Here is a 19,397-nt window from a genome sequence, read left to right on the forward strand (position 1 = left end):
GTGTTTTGGCGCTGTTCGCTGTCAGGGGTGTCAGACGCGTCTGACGTGTCAGGCCGCCATTCGGTACGGGACGATCCGGTAGCGGCCGATCTCGTTCGTCTCGGCCAGACGGCCGGCCATGACGAACGCGGAGACCTGTCCGGAGACCCAGGAGCGGGACCGGCCGTGACGGTCGCAGTGCTCCATGAAGTCCGATGGACCGACGACCAGCCGCTCCTCCTCCTCGAACTCGTCGAGGAGTTCCTCCATAGCGGCACGTGCTTGTGCAGCGGTGAGCTTCACGCGTGGCGGCTCTACAGTGGGCTGCGCGAACTCGACGACGCTTACGATCTCGGGCAGTTCTGCCTCGGGGTCGGTGAACTCCTCGTCGTCGGTGCCCTCGTCGTACGGCTCGATGTCCTGGACCTCGTACTCGTCCACGAGTGTCTCCGGCTCGGGTGTGGTGCCGGGCAGGGGATAGCGGGTGCGGGCGGTGAACGCCCGGTCGACCGTCCGCGCCGCGACGCCGGCCGTGACCGGATCGATTCCGGCACGCGCTTCTGCGAAGGCGAGCACGACCCACGTCAGGTAGTCGGTGCTGCTGAGGTAGTCGCGCAGCGGGGTCGCCCAGAAGGTCTCGGGGACGCCGTTGGCGACGAGGTACGAGTAACCGGGCTTCTTGTCCTTCCACGTGTGCGGCGACGCGCCCGCGTCGAGGACGTCGTCGTCGAGGGCGAAGCGGGCGTCCTGCTCGGTACGGACGCCGTGACACCAGGAGGAACCGAACGAGGCGCGGGTGTCGGTGGAGACCTGGTTGCCGGATGCACGCTGCATGGAGATCACGAGCGAGACACCGGCGGAGCGTGCTTCCTGGGCGATGCCGGTGAAGACGTCGTCGTCGGTCTCACGGATGGTCTTGGCGGCCTCTTCGAACCAGCCGATCAGGTAGGGCATGCCGGGTGATCCGTCGGCCTGGACCTCGGCGCAGGCAGGTTCCCACTGCTTGTATCCGTACTTGGCCAGCCACGCGGTACGGACGGGGATCGCAGCCTTGATCGCCTCAACCATGGCCCTGGTGGAGGGCATGTCGAGGGCGGCCCAGTCGATCGCCGGCAGCAGGGGGCCGAGCGTCTGATCGGCCTTGGCCGGGTCAGACGCCCACACGATCACGTCGGATCGGGTGAGGACCTCGGCGAGGGCGGTCAGACCGCCCTCGGATTTGCCGGAGCCCGTCATCCCCATGACCAGGAAGTGCGCCGCGTTCCGCGCCGCGGCCGGGTCACCGGGGAAGTAGACGACAGCTTCGGTGCCGTCCTCGTAGATGCCGACGACGACCGGGTCCGCGATGGAACCACCCGGATTGGACGGTCCGGGGCAGGGGACGGTGTTCTTGAGCAGATCCAGCGGCACCACCGTGAGTGTGACGCGCGATGCCGAGTCCGGGCTCTCCATCATGCGGACCGCGGTCTTGGGTACGTCCAGAGCGCCGGCGATCCGCTCCAGGTTCTTGGAGACGTCGGTGCTGGTCAGTTCCCCGCGCGGAAGCTGCAGCTCGAAGGAGGCCTTGTTGGGGCCGACCTCGGAGCGGACCACCTGTGTCTTGGCCAGCCCGACCTTTTCCAGGAACCCGCCATCGGCACTTGCCGTGGGTCCGTCGACGTTGCGGCGGAGGATCTGGCGGATGTTCCACGACAGGGCCAGCGTCGGGGCACCGATGAAGTACAGCTCCCCGAGCGGGCCCGCTGCGGGGCCGGCGATGGATGCGGCGGTGAACCAGGTGGAGGCCGCAGCGACGGTGACGGCGGAGTGCAAGCGACGCTGCTGTGTGGTGTTGCGTCCTGCCCACCAGGTGAGCCCGGTCAGGGCTACCGAGGCGAGGGTGAGCCCGGCGGTGACGCCGGGCTGGCCGGACCAGAAGTAGTGAGCGGGCAGGGAGGCCAGGCCGACGCCGGCGCTGGCCAGCCACGGGGGAAGGTGCGGCTTCGCTCGGTGGAGCAGGTACTCACCGACCCCACCCCCGTCGCCGTGAGCGGCGCGCAGTTGCGCTTCGTACTGCTGATCCTCCGTCGGTGCGGTGGCTCGGGACATGGCCTGACCTCCTTGCCGGTCGGTGGGTTAGGAGCCGAAGTCGAAGCGCCGGCCGCCCTGACGGGGGCGCTTCGACTGGTAGGGGGCGAGTTCGGGGTCGAACTCCCGCTGGAACGCTGCGTACGTGGCGGCCAGGTTCTTTGCGGTGTCCCGGGCGTCCTCGGCGGCCTTCTGGAGCCGCTTGGAGACCCGGCGGGCCCGCATCCGCGATCCGAAGGGACGTCCCTCGGGGTCGGGGACCTCCTTCAGCACCGCGTTCAGCAGCTCGGCGGCGTTGGCCAGCTCGAACGACATCTGCAGGAACAGACCCCGGCCGCTCTCGCAGTAGTTGCGGATGTCGACGTTGGAGAAGAACTCCGGGTCACCGAGCGGGCTGTGTACCCGGCCTCCGCCGCGCTGGCCGCGGCCCTGACCAGCACGGCCGCCCTGCTGGCCACCGGCGCCGCCGTTGTTGTCGTTGATGTGGAAGTGGTACTCCCGCGACTTGCTCCGGTTGGTCGTCCGCGACCGGCTCGCACCACCCTGCCCACCGGCGTTCTGCTGTCCGCCGCCCTGCGGCGTGGTCCGGCGCTGCCCGCCAGTCGGCGGGTTGCCGGGGCGCTGTGCGCCGTTGCCGCTGGTCGGCATCCACGAGTTGGTGGCCATCAGCGCTGCCCCTTCGAGGTGGTGCGGCCAGCGGTCAGCCACAGGGTCTGCATGGTGAGGGTGGTCAGCGACCACAGGCCCATCAGTGCCGCGTTCGCGGGCCCGAACCACAGGGCCAGCGACAGCCAGCCGAGCCCGGCCAGGGCAAGGATCGCGAGGGTAAACCGCCACGCCCACGCGGTGCGACCGGCCGGCCTGGTCTTGGCCAGCCAGACCAGGTGCCCCGGCGGGACGAGACAGGCCGCAGCGGTGATAGCGCCCGTCCAAGGCACGAACAGGTGCAGGATCGTGGCCAGCACGAGCAGCGTCACGGCGATGCCGGTCGGGGCCCAGGCGCGGCGGTGGCGCCACATGAACCGGCCCGTCGCCATGGTGGCGCGGGCGGTGAGGGTGGGCTGTTCGGAGACGACGACGATCACCGGCGGAACCTGACGGCGCCGGCCCCGCTGCCGCGGAATGTGGACGGTGGTGGGAACAGCCGCCTGAGCGGCCTGCGAGCGTGTACGGCGAGACACAGCAGAACTCCTTCGAGGCAGAGGGCAGGGCTTAGGCGACGTGCTGCTCGGTTCGGTCGTGGCACGCAACGCACGCGCCGAGCGAGATCGGGATGACGTACCCGGCATCGCGGCGGCAGGCCGGGCAGATGCGGCGGGCCGTGTTCGCCCGCTCCAGCGCTGCCCAGCGAGCTGCGGTCATCGGCCGGACCGGCAACGCCAGGTCGAGCCGGTAGAGGAAAGCAACCAGCGGCCCTCGCCGACGGCGGGGCCGCTCTACCTGCGCGACCACGTCCTGACCTCCCGGCCGCAGACCGGCGGCGCGGAGCTGTCGGCGCGTGGCCAGACCGTCAGGGGCAAGGCGCCACGGGTAGACGGGCAGCCCGCTCACGATGTGGACTCTTCCTGGGACATCAGCACACCCCAGGCCTTGCGTACGCGCTGCTCGCCCCCGACGAACCCGGCGTCGCGGAAGGCCGTCACGGCCTGTCGATACGAGAGCGGGGGGTCGGCGGAGTAGCGCAGGTGCCGGAGGACGACGACGAGCTGTTCGTCGGAGAGTGCCTCCGCCGGGCGCGGAGTGGGTACCCCTGTGACGGCCGCGACCTCTTCCAGCGTCACGGGCGTGACGGGTGCCCGGACGGTCGTCACCTCGGCCTCCGACTCTGCTGAGCTGACCTGCGTGTCTTCCCCGTCACGGGCGGCCGTGACGGCCTCGCTCTCAGCAGTCTCCGCGGAGGAGCTGCTGCGGGGTTCGGGAGCGGCGGCGAGGGCGGTCGTCACGGGGGCCGTGACGGCGTGACGGTCCGGCGTGACGGGTGCCGTGAACATGTCGGCCAAGGCGGCGTCGGCTCCGTCGGTGACACGCTCGCGCTGCACGTCCAGCAGGCTCGTGCCGAGCGCGGCATCGCCGGTGCCGATCCGGCGCGCGAGCCTCCAAGACGTGCGCTCGGAGCGGGCGCGGATCTTCTCGTCAGGGTGGTTCCCGGCCCGAGCCCGGTGATAGGCCAGCGACCGGATCACGGTGGCGGCCCTGTGCTCGGCCTCGGCGTCTCGCCCGTCGGTGTGGACAACGATCCGCCGAGCGAGGAACGCCATGCCCTCGGCCGCCACGCACATGCCCATCGGCGTGACCGCGTAGATCACAGTGCGGCCCGTACCGTCGGCCGCCATTGCGGCCATAACCGCGGCGGCCGCCGGCAGCAGCCACAGCCCGATCCGGACCACGGCCGGGGAAGCCTGCCCGAGCATCGTCAGCCCGAGCAGGACCAAGGCCAAGACAGCAGTCGCGCCTTCCCCGGCGGCGACCGCGCCCAGCGCGGTTCCGGAGCCGTAGGCGCCCTTGATGTTGGAGAAGGTGCCCACCCCACCGGCTCCACCGGTGGCGAGCATCGGCACGAACGCGGCGCTGAGTACGACCTTCTGCGCTCGGGTCAGAGCCCGGCCGGCGCTCATGCCGCTTCCTTCGGACCCTGCCAGTTGGCCAGGTCCCGGCGGGCGGACAGCACCCGGTTGTGCGCTCGACGGATGCGGCGAGCGTCGAACTCCGAGGCCGGACGGTCCAGCAGCGCAATGAGCGCGTCCAGCAGTTCGACCTCGGCCGAGACGACGGGCATCTCCACTTCGATCGCTGCCAGTTCGGCGTCGGTCGGCTCCAGATCCGACGGCAGGACGGTAACGGGGTTCTGACGTGCAACGATGAACTTCATTGGGTCTTGCTCCTCTCACACAGGAACGGGCCCGAACAGCAGCCCCGGCGTTCCCGCGCCGGGGCTGCACGTCGTTGGTGAAGCCGGAAGGACTCCGGCTCCCTGCGACCCCGCCCGTACGCCGAGGGCGACGGTGGACGGGCGGGGGAGGCAGCCGGCCGCAGCACGTGCGGCGGGTCAGGTGACGCGGAGGGCAAAGCCGCCACACCGGTCCAGCGCGGCAGCGGCCAAGGGTCTTAAGCGGATCACTTCGAACCTCCGGATCTCATGGGCACAGGTCTTGCACTGCAAGGGGGACCACGTCCCCACACGCCGGCCGTTGCTCGCGGTCACCGGGCCACCTCGCCAGTCGAGCCGAAGCTCTGTCCCCTGGCCTTTAGCGGGATTGCAGCGTCCCCGCCCTCGGCAGCGGCCCCGTACCAAGGCAGGCCGCATCCGTGCACACAGCTCAGAGCAGGAATCCATGCAGGTCAGCGCGAAGTACCGCCCATCCCGCATGAGATACATGCTTGAACGTGTATCTCACAGTGGCGGTTCTGGTTGGGGCTGTCAAGCTCCGGGCTCCAGCCGATCCGCCGTGCGATGTGTCATCAGAGTGCCGCCGAAGGGTGGGACGAAGTCACCACGTCACTGGACGACTTGGGACGTCCTGAGTACCGTCCTGGTGGGCGAGCGCGTCCCTAGACGTCCCCCGGGGGAGACATGGCGAACGAGCGGTTAAGGTCCGCGATGCTGACGCAAGGCGTGACGACGGATGCCTTGGCTGAGCGTCTTGGGGTGGACCCGAAGACGGTGGAGCGATGGATCACCAAAGGCCGAGCGCCCTACCGTCGCCATCGTCTTGCCATCTCGGCGTTGCTCCGGGAGGACGAGGGCTACCTCTGGCCTGACGGCCTCCCCGATGGCCAACGCCAGGACGCCGCGGACGCCGAGGTCCTCAAGGTCTATCCGCATCGCTCCTACGTGCCGGCCGACCTCTGGCTGCAGCTCTTCGGGCGCGCGGAGCGCGAGATCGGCGTGCTGGTGCACGCGGGGGTGTTCCTCGCCGAGAATCCCCGTTGGGCCCAGTTGCTCCGACTGAAAGCAGCCAGCGGGGTGCGTGCTCGCATCCTGCTCGGCGACCCTGAAAGCCCGGAGATTCGGCGCCGAGGGGAGGAAGAAGAGATCGGTGAGGGCGTGGCCTACAAGGTTCGAGAGGTCATGAAGCTCTATCGCCCTCTGTACTCAGTTCCTGGCATCGAGTTCCGCCTGCACCGGTCGACATTGCACAACTCGCTCTACCGGTCCGATGACGAGTGGCTGGTGAACACGCAGGTGTACGGGGTGAGCGCCCCACTTACCCCAGTTCTCCACTTGCGTAAGGTGGCCGGCGCCGAGTTGGTCTCCACGTATCAGCAGAGCTTCGACAAGGTCTGGTCCGAAGCCGTTCCCGCCGAGAGGTGACCATGGGCAACCGCACTGACTACTTCAACGACCCCGACGCGCCGAAAGCCAACAGCATCGTGCCCGCCGTGACGGCGTTCGTCGTCAACGATGCCGGAGACGTGCTGATGGAGCGCCGGTCTGACAACGGGCGCTGGGGTATGCCGGGCGGTGTCCAGGAGATCGGTGAGAACATCGCCGGCACGGTGGTCCGCGAGGTCCTGGAAGAAACGGGAATCTTGACGGAAGTCGTCGGCCTGGTCGGCATCTTCACCGACCCGGGACACGTCATCGCGTTCGCGGACGGTGAGGTCCGACAGGAATTCTCCCTCTGCTTCCGTGCTCGCCCCGTCAGCGGGGAGATCAAGGTGAGTTCGGAATCCCTGGAGGTTCGATGGGTCCCCAGGGCGGAGCTCGACACGCTGGACGTATCGCCCACCACGCGCCGACGCTTGGAGGAGGGATTCCGAGGCTCCCCGGTGACGACGATCAGCTGATGAGTGACGGCTGGACACCATGGCTACGCTCGCGGATCCGAGCAACCCGAGCCAGAAGCTCCGGTCGAGCAGCGGATACAGCCCGGAATACGACGTGATCGGGACCGTACCGGTCCAGCACTTCTTTCAGCCGCTCGGCCGGGTCGACAAGTGCACCCACTGGACTGCTGGTCAGGTCGCAGTAGGTGATGGCATCGACGAGGGCTGGCTCTGCGGGCCCGAACTCCGCGAGTGCCTCATCAAGCCCCAGCTCCGCGGCTTCCCACGGGGAGGAGGTGTGGAAGGCCACGACACTGCACAGTCGCGGGTCGGCACCAACCACGTCGCGGAGGTACCGAGCCCCATCGATCATGTGCTGTCCAGTGTCAATGGCGACCTGCGCGTATCCGACATCGTGCGCGATGGCCGCTGCGGCCAGCAGCTCAGCATCCGCCCCCAGAGCCGGGGCCAGCGTCAGCGCTTGCGAGTAGACGCGCTGGGAGTGGGCCCAACGCGTCGGCAAACTTTCGGCGAGCAAGGCCTCTGCGAGGTCGTGAGCCCACTTGGCCAAGTGCATCTGAGTACCTCCGAAGATGTCGCGGTCTAGGACGCCGGACGCACGAACCGCCCGACCCCGTGTTGAGCCTGAACATGCCCTGCAGCCTCCAGCTCGTGCAGGGCGCGACGGACAGTTCCCCGCGCGACTCCGTACGACTCGGCGAGTTCTGCCTCGCTGGGGAGACGAGCGCCTGCGGGCAGTTCGCCCGTCCGGATGCGGTCCAACAGGTCCGTCATGATCTGTTTGTACGGAGCTACCTGTGAGCCGCCAGCTGCCTGCCGACCAACGCCAGCGACGGTGGCTACCGCGCCAGCCTTCTCCAGAGCGCGAAGAGCGCGACGGACCGTCGTGCGTGCCACGCCGAACTCGCTCCCGATTTCAGCCTCGGATGGAAGGCCGTTTGGGTAGGCCCCCTCCGCGATTCTCGCCCGCAAGACTTCCGCGATCGTCAAGAACGTCCCGCGTGGGCTCGGGTTCGACACGCCTCCTCCTCTTTCTTCCGCCTCGTGCGCGGTGGTGCCTGTCGACGTCCGCGCGCTCCAGCTTCGCACGTGGTTGCCTGGCGAAAGAGGGCTGATGCCGGGTCCCCCCACCTCAGCAAGGCGGTTCGCTCCGGTTCACCGCACGCGGGACGGTCCCTGGGGGTCTCCGGTCCCTTTCCGCCCCGCTCCAGCCCGGCCTGGGGGCCGTCCCGCATAGCAGCAGCCCAAACTCAGAGGAAGGCTACGTCGTAGTCGGGATGGTCGGCTCCACACCTGTACGGAGCCACACCGGCGCGGGCGTCGAGACATCAAGCAGACGGCTGTACTACGAACGGTCGCTCCCGGAGCGGCCGTACGGCCTCAGTGTGCGAAGGGCCCGCAAAGTCAGCATCACCCGGACGCTAGTCGTCTACCCTGCGCGGTAACTGGTAGTGCCGGCAGGGGAGCCGGAGCATCTCAGTGGGCAAGTGGAGGCGGGATGATTGCGACAATCGCGCACGGCGTGCCGGAAATGACGCACCGCGATTGTTCTGAGGATGGCGAGGCCGCCGCGGAAGCCACTGAGAACCTAGGCCAACCTGGTCGTATACCTGATATTGGACCACTCCACGATAATCGATCCACTGCTTCGCCGCAGATAGGTTACTTCAATTATGCCGTCAAACTTGCTTCCGCCCTGTCCGATGCCCCAGGCACATAAGCGCCTGATGGACTGCCATGCTCAATGGCATGCATTGCAGGAATCCTATTTTTGCCCGGATAGTTTCAGGCTGGCTCTGAATACCTTCCTGCAAACACATCGAAGCGTGACCAGCCTACTCCTCAAGCACAAGTCGAATCTTCCGAAATTTCAAGATTGGTTTTCGGAATACGACGACCAGGCCGCCAAAACCGATGTGATGCGTTGGGCTAAAAAGTCGCGCAATCGGATCGTTCATGAATCCGACCTCGATCTCAATAGTTCATGCCATGTGACGTGGATCGGAAACTGGCATAATCGGCAGGAAGTTAAAGCCACTTTCCCGCCTCGTATGAGCGTGAGCGAGATTATTGAAGCAATCAAAAATTCGCGCGGCATGCCTCCCTTCGGGACCATCACGATTAGGAGGCGCTGGGTAGACGGAGCACTCAATGCTTGGGAGGTATTGGACGCAGCCGCTGCATGCTACATGCACCTAAACGACTTGCTGCGCGCAGGCCACTTGGCGGCTGGAGTTCCCCGTTGTGATGTCGAAGGAAGCTACGAGGAGTGCGTAGACTCCAGTCTCACCGACGCATCGGGAAAGCTCAACTGCATGCACACTGCGCAGTCTGAACTGGCCAGTCACTTCTCAGTGCCTGATGGAGTGATTTTGGATGGTGTTTCAGAAGAGCTTGAGATCGATGAGGCGAAAATTCAAGCGTCTATCGAGCGATACAAGATTCCAGAATTTCCCGACGGGGACGCCATCGCGCGCGTGCCGGGGATGATGGCTGTTGCACGCAAGGTGATGGAAAGGGATGGCGAACACGGAACATTCGCTTTCTGCTTCAAGGGTGAATCTCTCCTGACCATTCAGGCGATGCGATTTGATAGCCAGAGGGTGAAGATCCTCTCATTTGAGAGGCTGGCCGACCTAGTTGAGTCCACGAGAGCCGATGGCGTCCTAGTTATCGGTGAGATGTGGATGGCACTGCAGACTGACCGCGAAAAGGAGCTCGGCACAGTTCTATTCCCTGCGCGGGACCGGTTGGACCGAATGGAGGTGCTGTCGGTTTTCGCTGTCACTCGCGACGGCCGTCAAGCGGAAACGGTCTGCTTCGTGGAACGGGGGTCAAGTGGAGAAGCTAGATGCGGTGAAATATCGGGAATTGACTCTGGAGGTGTAATGAACACCTTGATTCCTGTTAGGAGAAAGTGGAAGGAAATGGAGAGCCGTGGACTCTGAAGGTTCGGCCGTCTGCCTCGCCAACGGGCCCGAGCCGCGGCTGACCGAATTCCACCCCGTGCGGGCAGCCTTAAATCCACGATTCGTACACCAGTAGGTAGGCAGGCTGCGTAGTGTGCTGGGCCGGGAGGGGGCGGTTGCGCCGCATGGCGGAGTCTATTTAGGCACATTTTTCTCCCAGTACTCGTCCATTCCGTCAAGGTTGGCTCCTCCAAGCTGGTGAGCGGCTTCTACGGCTACGTCACGCAAGCGCTGCGAGACTTCTTTGGGAAGATTCATTGAGCCATTGCAGATTCCAGCGTACAGAATCACGCTGCGACCGATCTCATTTAGAGAGACCAATAGGCCGATTTCGCTGTAGAGTCCGCCAGCCGCGGGTGGGCCATGAGGAATAAAATGTTGCGGGCTGTGGCCAGGGTGAGCTCCGTATCCACTCAACTTTGAGTATCTGTCCTGGTCGGTTGGCACGCTCCAATCTCCCTGCTCCAGACGCAGCCGGACCTGTACAGCGGAGTATTTGCGACGACGAACCCTCTCGTCGGCGCTTCGCCATTCAGTCAGTGTGTCTGGGTCATAGAGAAACAGGGATACCAAGTTCACCCTCTCCGCGATCGAGCGAGATACGGTAAGGGCCTCGTCGTAAAAACCCATGCACATTAGGCGGAGAGCGGCACGGGCAGAATTACATACCCCGCCAGTCAGGTATTCAACTGCGTGATCGCCGCCCTGGCACCCCCAATAGCAGCTGGACGCTCTATCCAAAAGAGAAAGCAAGGTCCCGAGGGTGGTGTGCAACTTGGGTGCTTTTTCGCCCAGGGTGGGTAGCGCCTCGCTTGACTGCGCATCACAGGAATCTTCAAGGCTCCTCATAATTGTATAGAAGCCATCCCCTTCAACATCATCATCCGTATATTGGGACATTGGTCATCCTCCTCGCGCTGCACCTGCTCGGAACGTACACCTCGCCTCGCCCTCACGCGATGACGCTGCACGGTGGCGGGCTGTGGCCCTCCAGAGACAGATGTAGTCGCAGTAGGTAGACTCAAGTCACCTGCAACTCCGTGTAGTTCGGAAGCGGGATCGGTGCTGCCTAGGTAATGCCAGGTGCTGCGAGCGAGGGCGCCAGTAGCCCCTGGTGCCTAGACCGATCTCCGCTTCGAAAGGGGCTACATGGAACTGGCGGGATGGGTGACGGTCGGGACTGCAACGGTTGTCGGGGGGTTCACTGTCGTGGGACACCTCTTCGACCAGGTCCCGGCGCTCTCCCAAAAGTTGATCACTGCGATCCGGTCCGTTCGCGCCGTGCGCGACGAAGTAAGGGCCCTCCGTAAGTGATCATCGCCCCCACCAGTGGGAGTCCTTCCCACTGGTGGGGTCCAGGCTGCCACGGAGCGGCCGCGGTTGGGTGGCTCTGGTCAACACCGTAAACCAGTAGCGTGGCTGAGGCTGGTGGGGCGCAGCGAGACTTACGCGTGCGTGATCAGCCGTCGCGCTCGCCGTCGTGACTGGCTGTCCGTGGTCCGCACCATGCCCCAGCCTTAATCCTGCTCGATGCGGCCCGCGATCACCTGGACGATTGCAAATGACCGGGCCGCCTGACAGGGACTCTTCATCTCTGCGTGTGACGCGTGGTCGGCAATTATGGGGCCGTCCGTGGGCCGTCGAAGGGCGGCCGGAGGTGACTAGCAATGGCCGCTGACGGCCCGCAGATGCTGGTTGGGAAGGCGTTGGCGGAGAGTTGGCCTGGCGGGCTGGGGCGGACATGACTTCCTGCGCAACAAGAAGCAGGAGTGGGAGGAATACCGCTCGGAGGTCACGGCCTTCGAACTCCGCAAGAACCTCCCGGTCCTCTAACCGGGAGCAGGGCCCCTTCGGGGCCGTATGACGCTCCGGTCCGGCGAGTGTGAGCGGCATTGGTAACATTCCGGGGGCTCTGTGCGCCCGATACGTACCGGTGTCGCGACACCGCAGGAACTCTCACAGGTGTCATGTCGGACAAACCCGTCCTCGACGGGGACCGTGTACTGGTGCCGGGCCATGCTCCGCTGGGGGTGCCCAGCCCTGTCCGCCGTCGGCTGCTCCCGAGGGGTGCCCACTCCCTGCCGCTGCCCGGAGCCACTGGCGCGCGGGCGCCGCGAATAGCCGTGCTGGACGGTCTGCGGTTGCTCGCGGCGCTGGCGGTGGTCCTGTTCCACTACCTGGCCGGCTCGGGCACGGTTCCCCTGGCAGCGGACCGCCGTCGAGCTGTTCCCCACGCTCCACAAGGTCGCCGAGTTCGGCTGGCTGGGCGTGGTCTTCTTCTTCATGATCAGCGGCTTCGTCATCTGCATGTCCGCCTGGGGCAAGTCACTCCAGCAGTTCTGGCAGGGCCGGATCCTGCGGCTGTTCCCTCTCTACTGGGCCGCGGTCGTGCTCTCTTCAGCCGCCGCCCGCCTGGGCCCGCACGTTCCGGGTGAGCCGAGGGTGACCGTGGGCCAGATGCTCACCAACCTCACGATGCTCCAGGAGCCGCTCCGCGTGAACAGCGTGGACAACGTCTACTGGACGCTTTGGATCGAGCTCTGCTTCTACTTGATCTTCTCGTTCGTCGTCCTGCGCGGCACCACCCATCGCCGGGTCGCCACCTTCTGCTGGATTTGGGCCCTGGGGTCGGTCCTGGCACCAGCGTCGGGCATCGCGCTTTTGGACCAGCTCCTGGTCCCCAAGTGGGCGCCGTTCTTCATCGCCGGCATGGCCTTCTACCTGGTACGCCGCGCGGGCCGGCTCGAGGGCGAGACCCTGGGCATCCTGGCCCTGTCCTGGCTGCTGGTACAGCACCGCCTGCCCGCGATCATGGAGGGCGAGGGGCACGGCATCAACTGGAAGGTCTGCCTCGCCGCGATCACCGTGATGTACCTGCTGATGGGCTTGATCGCACTCGGCAAACTGGACTGGATCCAGTGGCGCTGGCTGCCCGTCGCGGGCGCGATCACCTACCCGCTCTACCTCGTCCACCATTCCCTGGGCGTCCGGGTGATCTGGCACTGGAACGAGCAGTGGGGCGCGTGGCCCACGCTGCTGGGTCTCATCGCGGGCGTCGTGCTGATCGCCTGGCTCCTCCACCGCCTCGTGGAACGCCCACTCGTCCCTCTGCTGCGCCGGCTGATGAATCCGCTGCACCGTAGTTCGCAGGAGACGTCCGCGTAGAGGAGCGTCTCGCTCTCGCCGCGGGGGCCGGCGTGCTGCGCTGCCCCGGTGGCTACCCCGGCTTGAAACCGGGGCAGCCACCGGGGTGTGGTGTCAGAGCTTCCAGAGCTGGTCGGCGAACTTGGAGTCGCAGTCGATCTGCTTCAGCACGGCGCCGTTGTCGGGGGTCTGCCAGGGGACCCAGAGGCAGCGGTTGCTGTTGACGTTGCGGATCTGGTAGTTCCCGCCGGTGACCGGCTCGACCTTCCAGAGCTGGTCGACGTACTCCGGAGTGCAGTCGTACTGCTTCACGACCGCGTCGTTACCTGCGGTCTGCCACGGAACCCACAGGCAGCGGTTGCTCGTGCCGTTCTTGATCGAGGCAGTGGTGAGGCGGACCTGCTTGACCCAGTTCTGGGCGCCGTCGACGCGAACGTCGGATGCGCCGGCCGTGGTGGATGCGCTGTCGAGGCATCCCTTCTGGGTGGAGCGGCCGGTGATGGCCACGAGCGCGGGCTTGCCGTTCTCGGTGCGCACGGCGGGGCCGCCGGCGTCGCCCTGGCAGATGGTGGCGTCGGTGGGGGTCTTGGCCGTGATCGGGAAGTCGGTGGGGGTGAGGGTCCCGACGGTGAAGCCGGCCGAGTGGAGCTTGGAGGGGACCCACTCGGTCTTGGTGCGTCCGAAGCCGACGGCGGTGAGGGTCTCCCCGGCGGTGGGCGCCGTGGCAGAGAGCGCGACAGGCGTGACGGTGGTGGCCGGCTTGGACAGGCGGGCCATCACGAGGTCACGGTCGGCGTGGGGGACGAGCTCGGTGATCTCGGTGGTGTGACCACCCGAGGTCGCCAGGTCGGTGCGGCCCACGGTGACGGTGGTCTTGTCCTTGGGCGCGCCGGCGGTGACGGTGCTGGTGTCCGCCGGGTTGTCGGCGAAGCAGTGCTTGGCGGTGAGGACCCAGTACGGGTCGACCAACGCGGCGGTGCACGAGCGTGCGCTGTCGCCGATGGTGAGCTTGCCGGTGAAGGCGAGACTCATGTCCCCGGAGGGCGCAGGCGGGTTGACTCCCTCGCCCGTGGCGCGAATTTCAATGAGCGTGGAGCGGACCGAGGCGCTCGTGGCCTCGCCGAAGCTGGTGAAGTCGTTGGCGGGGGCGTCGACCACGGTCTTCGTGCCGTCGGGGGCCGAGATGGTGTTCTTCACCGGGTACGCCGCAGTCCAGATACCGAAGGCGTCGGGGACGGACAGGCTCAGGTAGCCGGCTTGCCCTTGACGTCGAAGCAGTAGTCCTTCTGTCCCGAGCGGGTGTTGACCATCAGGTCCTGGCTGCCGTCACAGGAGGTAAGGACGATGTTGCCGTCACCGCGCTTGAGGACGATGCCCTTCTCGGCCTGGATCTTCGCCGCGTCCGGGTAGCTGAAGTCCTCGACGGCGTAAGCCATGTCGCCACCGGTCGCGGCGTACGCGACGCCGACGGCCGCCGTGGGCACCGCGAGCACCGAGGCCAGGCCCACGAACAGGGCCTTACGTGGAAGGGATATAGCCATTATGGCCCTTTCAAAACATGCCAGAGGACAGGACGTAAAGCCCCGTCAGTTTCATTCAGATTGAATCACATTATGGATCACCCTCTGCCTCCGCCGAGAGTGGTTCATGTCTCACTGGCAAACCCCTTCGTCCGTACAACCATCCAACTGATCAGCGCCATTTCCGGCCGGGGTTGGTCTTCTCGCGAGTGGTGGCCTTCCGGTAGGCGAGGCGCTGCGATCCAAGCGGTGGGTGGCGGTTTGACAGGCACCCCGTGATTGCCGGGTAGTTGACCGTGCATGTACGATCGTCCGGCTCCAACTCGGGGCATATGCTGGAGTGTCAGTGTGGTGAGATGTCGAGTCTCTTTGGCCGAGGTTTCTCTTCGGGCTGCTCGGTCACCAAAAATAATGGGGGGTTGCCGTGAAACGGCAAAGTGCCTCTCGGATGTCTGGTCCGGGAGTATTCAAACGTATTTCGCAGCAAAGGCGTGTGTTGAATACGCTTCTGGCTGCCGGTCTACTGTCGGGGCTTCTTGGTGCGCCCACTGCGTTGGCAGTTGATGCTCCGCTGCCGTCAGTCGATGTGCGGCGGCAGATCGTCGGCTACTGGGAGACCGGCGGTGTAGGGGTCAAGGAGGCTGCCGAGCAGGCTCTTCTGGGCGGCGACGACGCGATCCGTAAATTCCTGGATGAGGCTCCCGCTATCCAGTATGACGACAACCGGGTCGATGCTGCTCGACTGATGTCCGTCAGTGGGCCGGGGGTTCGGGAGGCCACAAAGACTGTCTGGACCAAGTCCCCCGCTGATCTAGAGCAGTTCCTCGCCTACGGCTACGAAGCTCCACTGGACGAAGATCGCAAGGTCGACATAGCTCGAATCGTGGGCATGGGTGGGCCCGGGGTCCGCGATGCTGGAAAGGCTGCTCTACTCGGGACTCCGGACGATCGTGAGCAGTTCCTCGCGTCGGGGCAGTATGAGGCGCGCAAGGATGACAATCGGGTGGATGTGGCCCGGTTGACCAATACGGGTGGCCCGAATGTGAAGGCGGCGGCGAAGGTCGCGCTGAAGGGTTCGCCGGACGACATCGTCGAGTTCCTGGAAATCGGGCAGTTCGTCGCCCGGAACAGGGACCAGGAATATGCCACCATCGCGGAGTTGATGGAGCGGGCGAAGGAAGCCGGTAAGCAGGCGGACGACGCTAAGACGCAGGCCGAGCAGGCGTCGAAGAGTGCGGTGGACGCCGCGGACAAGGCGAAGGAGCTCGCGAGGAAGGCCGCGGCCGAGACACAGTCAGCGAAGAGTGATTCGCAGCGGGCGGCAGTGAAGGCCAAGCAGGCCGCGGATGCCGCTCGTGCGGCGGCTTCGGCGGCGCAGCAGGCCATCGGTTCGGCGAACGCGGCCAATCGTGCCGCGCGTCGTGCAGCCCTGGCCGCGACGCAGACCGCTTCGGCTGCTGCGGCTGCCTCAGACGCGGCGAACAAGGCCTACAACGCCGCGATCGCGGCTGCCGGGAACGCGGGTGACGCGGAGACGGCACGCAAGGCCGCAGCGAACGCGCGGGCCGCGGCCCAGGCCGCGACCGAGTCGGCGAAGGCCGCTGACCAGGCTGGCAAGGCCTCGGCAGCAGCCGGTCAGGCATCGACCGCCGCCAAGGGCGCCTCGGCCGATGCCAAGGAAGCCGCCGACGCGGCGGACGAAGCCAACCGTTACGCGGATGAGGCAGGGGGGCACTCGGACGAGGCCCGCCAAGCCGCGGCCGAGGCCCGCCGTCACGCGAACGCCGCCGACGCGGCGGCAGACCGTTCCGCCGCCTTGGCGCAGCGCGCGGCGAAGGCAGCCTACGAAGCGCGTGACGCGGCCAACAGTGCCGCCACCCATGCCAACAACGCGGCCAACTATGCGGAAGAAGCCGCCCGTCAGGCGGGGGTCGCCGCCCTCTACGCGGCGCAAGCGCAAAAGAGCGCGGACGCGGCGAAGACCGCCGCCGAGGCAGCGGCGGCGGCGGTGAATAAGGCGAAGGAAACCTTCGACCTCGCCCGCGAAGCCGAAGCCGCGGACCTGCAGACCCGCACCGATGCTGCCATCGAGCGTGCCCGGTCGATCAAGGCCGGCAGTGACGCGCAGATCTCCGCCTCGGCATCCGCTCAGGTCCAGGCGCTGGCTCTGAACGAGACCGCGACCGCGCTGGCCCAGGAAGCGGCCCGCCCGGACGTGGACGCCAAGGCGACCGCGGCCAAGGGCCGTCGGCTGGCCATGCAGGCGATGAAACTGCTGGGCTCCTGGCACAAGGAAGCCGCCGCCCGCGCGCTCGCAGGCACGGACCAGGACGTTCTGGACTACCTGCGCACCCGCTGGAAAGAGGCCGCCTACCAGGACGTCCGTCAGCGCGTCGTTCAGTTGAGCAGCCAGAGCCCCTACGCCTCGGTGCGGACTGCTGCTGCCGAGGCCCTGAAGGGCACCCCCGCACAGATCGAGGCCTTCCAGGCCGAGGGCCAGTACACTGCCGGCCTCGATGACATGAAGGTGGATGTCGCCCGTTTCGCCGGCACCGGCGGCCCCAGCGTCAAGGACGCGGCCAAGAAGGCCCTCGCAAACGGCAATCCGAAGGCACTCGCCACCTTCCTCCAGATCACCCAGTACGGCGAACGCGTCACCGACGAGAAGGTCATCGCCGCCACCCTGACCAGCACCGGTGGTCCCGAGGTCAAGGCCGCGGCGAAGATCGCCCTGGCGGGATCCCCCGAGCTACTCCACGAGTTCGTCGCCACGGGGCAGTTCATGGCCCAGCGCAAGGACGACCTCGCCGGCAACCACATCAACCTCGTGGAACGCCTCCTGGCCGAGGGCCGGCAGGTGGCCGAGAAGGCGATGGAGAACCGCTGGCTCGCAGCCGAAGCGGCCGCCCGAGCCAGGGCGGCCAAGGAGGAGGCCGACACCGCCGCGGGCGAGGCCAAGAAGTCAGCCATTACCGCCGGCCAGTACGCGGTCAACGCGCAGGCCTCCGCCGACGCAGCCACCGCATCCGCGACCAACGCGGCCAAGTCCGCCGCCACCGCCCGCACCGCCGCCAACCAGGCCGACCAGGACGCCACCGCAGCAGAGAACAGTGCGGCAGAGGCCGCCTTCTCCGCCGCCTACGCCCGACGGTCCGCCGATGAGGCCAATTCCTCCGCCAAGGCCGCACGCGATTCGGCGCTCGCCGCAGGCAAGAGCAAGGAAGCGGCTGAAGGCGAGGCCAAGGAAGCCTGGAAGGCCGTCCTAGTCCTCAGGGAGAAAGAAGAAGCCGAAGCCCGACGCCAAGCCGAAGAGGAACGCAAGCGGCAGCAGCAAGCCAAGCCCAAGCGGATCTGCGTCCCACACCCCACCCGCGAAACCATGGCTCCGATCATGGCCTGTGTCCGAGACCCGGACAACTCCACGATCCAGATCCCGATCGACCCCACGATCAACGCGATCGTCTGGGAACTCACCGGCGCCAACGACATCAAGGATTGCATTCAGAACCCCACCGGCCTGAACTGCATCATGGCCGCGGCAAGCGCGCTCCCCGTCGGCCGACTCAAACTGCTCACCAAGATCGACGACGGTGTTGACTTCCTGCGGGACGCCCGTAAGGCGCGCCGCAACGTGGCCTGCCTGGTCGCGGCAGTTCCCCACAGCTTCCCGGCCGGCACCAACATCCTCTTGGCCGACGGATCCACTCGACCCATTGAGCGGATTCAGGCAGGCGATCTTCTCGCCGCGGCCGACCCAACGACTGGTGAATCCGGCCCTCGCGCTGTGGCCCGCACCATCCACACCCCGGACGACCGGAACTTCACCGATGTCACGTTGACCGACGGATCGGTTGTAACCTCGACCGACAGCCACCCCTACTGGGTGGAGGATCGTCGACAGTGGGTCGATGCGAGGGACCTCCGAGTCGGCGACTCCCTCCGGACACCCGTTGGTGCTGCAATTCGGGTCGACAAGACGAGCCATTGGACTGGTCTGCAATCCGCTTACGACCTCACGGTCGACGACCTCCACACCTACTACGTGATGGCCGGCAGCACGCCGGTGCTTGTTCACAACACGGACCCGGGTTGCATTACACCGGAAATCCTGGATGAGGCATGGTCGAGCTGGAATACTGCAGCGAACCTTGAACATGTGATCGACCCGGGAAAACATGGCTTCAGCGATATCGTGGCGAAAACTGGTGGGCGTGAGCAAGCGCTGCGCGCCATATTGGACAGCCTGAAGGGCGCCACGGATCTACCCAGTGCAGGAAAATATGAAGTGGATCGAGAAATAGCTGGAGAAATTGTGACAATTAGAGGGGCTGTGGTGAAGGGGGTTCCGAGATTGGGAACGGCTTTCATTCAGGCAAAATTCCCTAAGTGATCCAACGATGCCTCCGAGCGTTAATTCGGTCGTCTCTGTTTGGAGAAGAGGAGTTCCATGGGTGCAATCTTCGGGCCTCGCCCTTTGAGTCGGACTGAAAGGGAAGTTCTGGAAGAGATTCTGGCACTGGAATTTCCAGGTTCCCCTGAGTTGAGGGAGCAGATCTCCTTCGTGGAGGTCGTGGGGAAGTGGGGAGAAAACTCCGCCAGTATCGATCTTCGGGTGCAGGGCGGTGTGGCGCCAGCCCCGTCAGCGTTCTCCGGTATCGTCCCGGTAGAGGCGACGGTGTATGACGGTTACGGGGAGCTCTTCGGGGAAATCTTGGTCTGGGTCGCTAGCGGCTATCTGTCCGGTATTGAATACGCCTGGTATGGAGACAGCCCGCCGACCAGCCTTCCGGCGAAGGGCTCGATCGTCGTCGAACTCGGTACTGGTAAGTAGTGTATTGCCGGAGTGAGTCGTGATGATCGCTGGCGTTGTGAAAGGGGCTGGGGCAGCGGCCCAAGCCGACTAGCCGCTGTCCGTGACGTACCGGCAGGT

17 protein-coding genes and 1 pseudogene are annotated in these 19,397 nt (G+C 65.9%); 7 read left to right on the forward strand and 11 right to left on the reverse strand.

Going from position 1 to position 19,397, the window contains the following annotated elements:
* Positions 1-48: 48 nt before the first annotated feature.
* The 6 genes from traB to ACS04_RS15010 are packed head-to-tail and all read right to left on the reverse strand — an operon-like array spanning position 49 to position 4,915.
* On the reverse strand, positions 49-2,067 hold the full coding sequence (gene traB / locus ACS04_RS14985) for a plasmid transfer protein TraB (RefSeq protein WP_053080771.1): 2,019 nt from the start codon (positions 2,065-2,067) through the stop codon (positions 49-51).
* Positions 2,068-2,094: 27 nt separating this feature from the next.
* Complete coding sequence (gene traA, locus ACS04_RS35280; RefSeq protein ID WP_053080772.1) at positions 2,095-2,712, reverse strand: plasmid transfer protein TraA; 618 nt, start codon at positions 2,710-2,712, stop codon at positions 2,095-2,097.
* Entirely contained in the window at positions 2,712-3,227 is a 516-nt protein-coding gene (locus ACS04_RS14995) for a hypothetical protein (RefSeq protein WP_048477091.1), read from the reverse strand. The genes traA and ACS04_RS14995 overlap by 1 nt, the downstream gene beginning before the upstream one ends.
* Before the next feature lie 31 nt (positions 3,228-3,258).
* Positions 3,259-3,597 (reverse strand): RRQRL motif-containing zinc-binding protein, encoded by a 339-nt coding sequence (locus ACS04_RS15000; protein ID WP_048477092.1) that lies wholly within the window; start codon positions 3,595-3,597, stop codon positions 3,259-3,261.
* A complete protein-coding gene (locus tag ACS04_RS15005) occupies positions 3,594-4,661 on the reverse strand; it encodes a hypothetical protein (RefSeq protein WP_048477093.1) in 1,068 nt (355 codons plus the stop codon). The genes ACS04_RS15000 and ACS04_RS15005 overlap by 4 nt, the downstream gene beginning before the upstream one ends.
* The gene (locus tag ACS04_RS15010) at positions 4,658-4,915 is read right to left on the reverse strand and encodes a DUF6284 family protein (RefSeq protein WP_048477094.1); all 258 of its coding nucleotides are present in this window, start codon (positions 4,913-4,915) and stop codon (positions 4,658-4,660) included. Before ACS04_RS15010 ends, ACS04_RS15005 begins: the two co-directional genes overlap by 4 nt.
* A gap of 702 nt (positions 4,916-5,617) precedes the next feature.
* Here ACS04_RS15010 and ACS04_RS15015 point away from each other — a divergent pair.
* On the forward strand, positions 5,618-6,358 hold the full coding sequence (locus ACS04_RS15015) for a helix-turn-helix domain-containing protein (protein ID WP_048477095.1): 741 nt from the start codon (positions 5,618-5,620) through the stop codon (positions 6,356-6,358).
* Positions 6,359-6,360: 2 nt separating this feature from the next.
* Complete coding sequence (locus ACS04_RS15020) at positions 6,361-6,834, forward strand: NUDIX domain-containing protein (protein ID WP_048477096.1); 474 nt, start codon at positions 6,361-6,363, stop codon at positions 6,832-6,834.
* Here the strand turns inward: ACS04_RS15020 and ACS04_RS15025 are convergent.
* Both ACS04_RS15025 and ACS04_RS40410 read right to left on the reverse strand, forming a co-directional pair.
* Positions 6,827-7,390 (reverse strand): HD domain-containing protein, encoded by a 564-nt coding sequence (locus ACS04_RS15025; RefSeq protein WP_048477097.1) that lies wholly within the window; start codon positions 7,388-7,390, stop codon positions 6,827-6,829. The two genes, ACS04_RS15020 and ACS04_RS15025, sit on opposite strands and share 8 nt — an antisense overlap.
* 26 nt (positions 7,391-7,416) lie before the next feature.
* Positions 7,417-7,965, reverse strand: coding sequence for a GntR family transcriptional regulator (locus ACS04_RS40410; protein ID WP_398023557.1), 549 nt, complete (start codon positions 7,963-7,965; stop codon positions 7,417-7,419).
* Between the two features lie 695 nt (positions 7,966-8,660).
* Between ACS04_RS40410 and ACS04_RS38165 the strand changes: the two genes are divergently transcribed.
* Entirely contained in the window at positions 8,661-9,782 is a 1,122-nt protein-coding gene (locus tag ACS04_RS38165) for a hypothetical protein (RefSeq protein WP_158977265.1), read from the forward strand.
* A gap of 156 nt (positions 9,783-9,938) precedes the next feature.
* Here the strand turns inward: ACS04_RS38165 and ACS04_RS38170 are convergent, their stop codons facing one another.
* A complete protein-coding gene (locus tag ACS04_RS38170) occupies positions 9,939-10,703 on the reverse strand; it encodes a hypothetical protein (RefSeq protein WP_158977269.1) in 765 nt (254 codons plus the stop codon).
* A gap of 846 nt (positions 10,704-11,549) precedes the next feature.
* Here ACS04_RS38170 and ACS04_RS40415 point away from each other — a divergent pair.
* Positions 11,550-11,636 (forward strand): annotated as a pseudogene (locus ACS04_RS40415) (glutamine synthetase); the annotation flags it as partial.
* Between the two features lie 429 nt (positions 11,637-12,065).
* Positions 12,066-12,968 (forward strand): acyltransferase family protein, encoded by a 903-nt coding sequence (locus tag ACS04_RS15035; RefSeq protein ID WP_398023572.1) that lies wholly within the window; start codon positions 12,066-12,068, stop codon positions 12,966-12,968.
* Positions 12,969-13,061: 93 nt separating this feature from the next.
* Here the strand turns inward: ACS04_RS15035 and ACS04_RS37470 are convergent, their stop codons facing one another.
* Together ACS04_RS37470 and ACS04_RS38885 are read right to left on the reverse strand one after the other, a co-directional pair.
* Positions 13,062-14,144, reverse strand: a complete 1,083-nt coding sequence (locus ACS04_RS37470; protein ID WP_063839268.1) for a trypsin-like serine protease — start codon at positions 14,142-14,144, stop codon at positions 13,062-13,064.
* Between the two features lie 47 nt (positions 14,145-14,191).
* Positions 14,192-14,488 (reverse strand): hypothetical protein, encoded by a 297-nt coding sequence (locus tag ACS04_RS38885; protein WP_209441700.1) that lies wholly within the window; start codon positions 14,486-14,488, stop codon positions 14,192-14,194.
* 472 nt (positions 14,489-14,960) lie between these two features.
* Here ACS04_RS38885 and ACS04_RS15050 point away from each other — a divergent pair, with 472 nt between their 5' ends.
* Together ACS04_RS15050 and ACS04_RS15055 are read left to right on the forward strand one after the other, a co-directional pair.
* A complete protein-coding gene (locus ACS04_RS15050) occupies positions 14,961-18,857 on the forward strand; it encodes a polymorphic toxin-type HINT domain-containing protein (protein ID WP_245236397.1) in 3,897 nt (1,298 codons plus the stop codon).
* A 57-nt stretch (positions 18,858-18,914) separates the two neighbouring features.
* A complete protein-coding gene (locus ACS04_RS15055; RefSeq protein ID WP_158977272.1) occupies positions 18,915-19,298 on the forward strand; it encodes a hypothetical protein in 384 nt (127 codons plus the stop codon).
* Positions 19,299-19,397: the final 99 nt, after the last annotated feature.

Source organism: Streptomyces roseus (assembly GCF_001044425.1).
GTDB classification, from domain to species: domain Bacteria; phylum Actinomycetota; class Actinomycetes; order Streptomycetales; family Streptomycetaceae; genus Streptomyces; species Streptomyces roseus.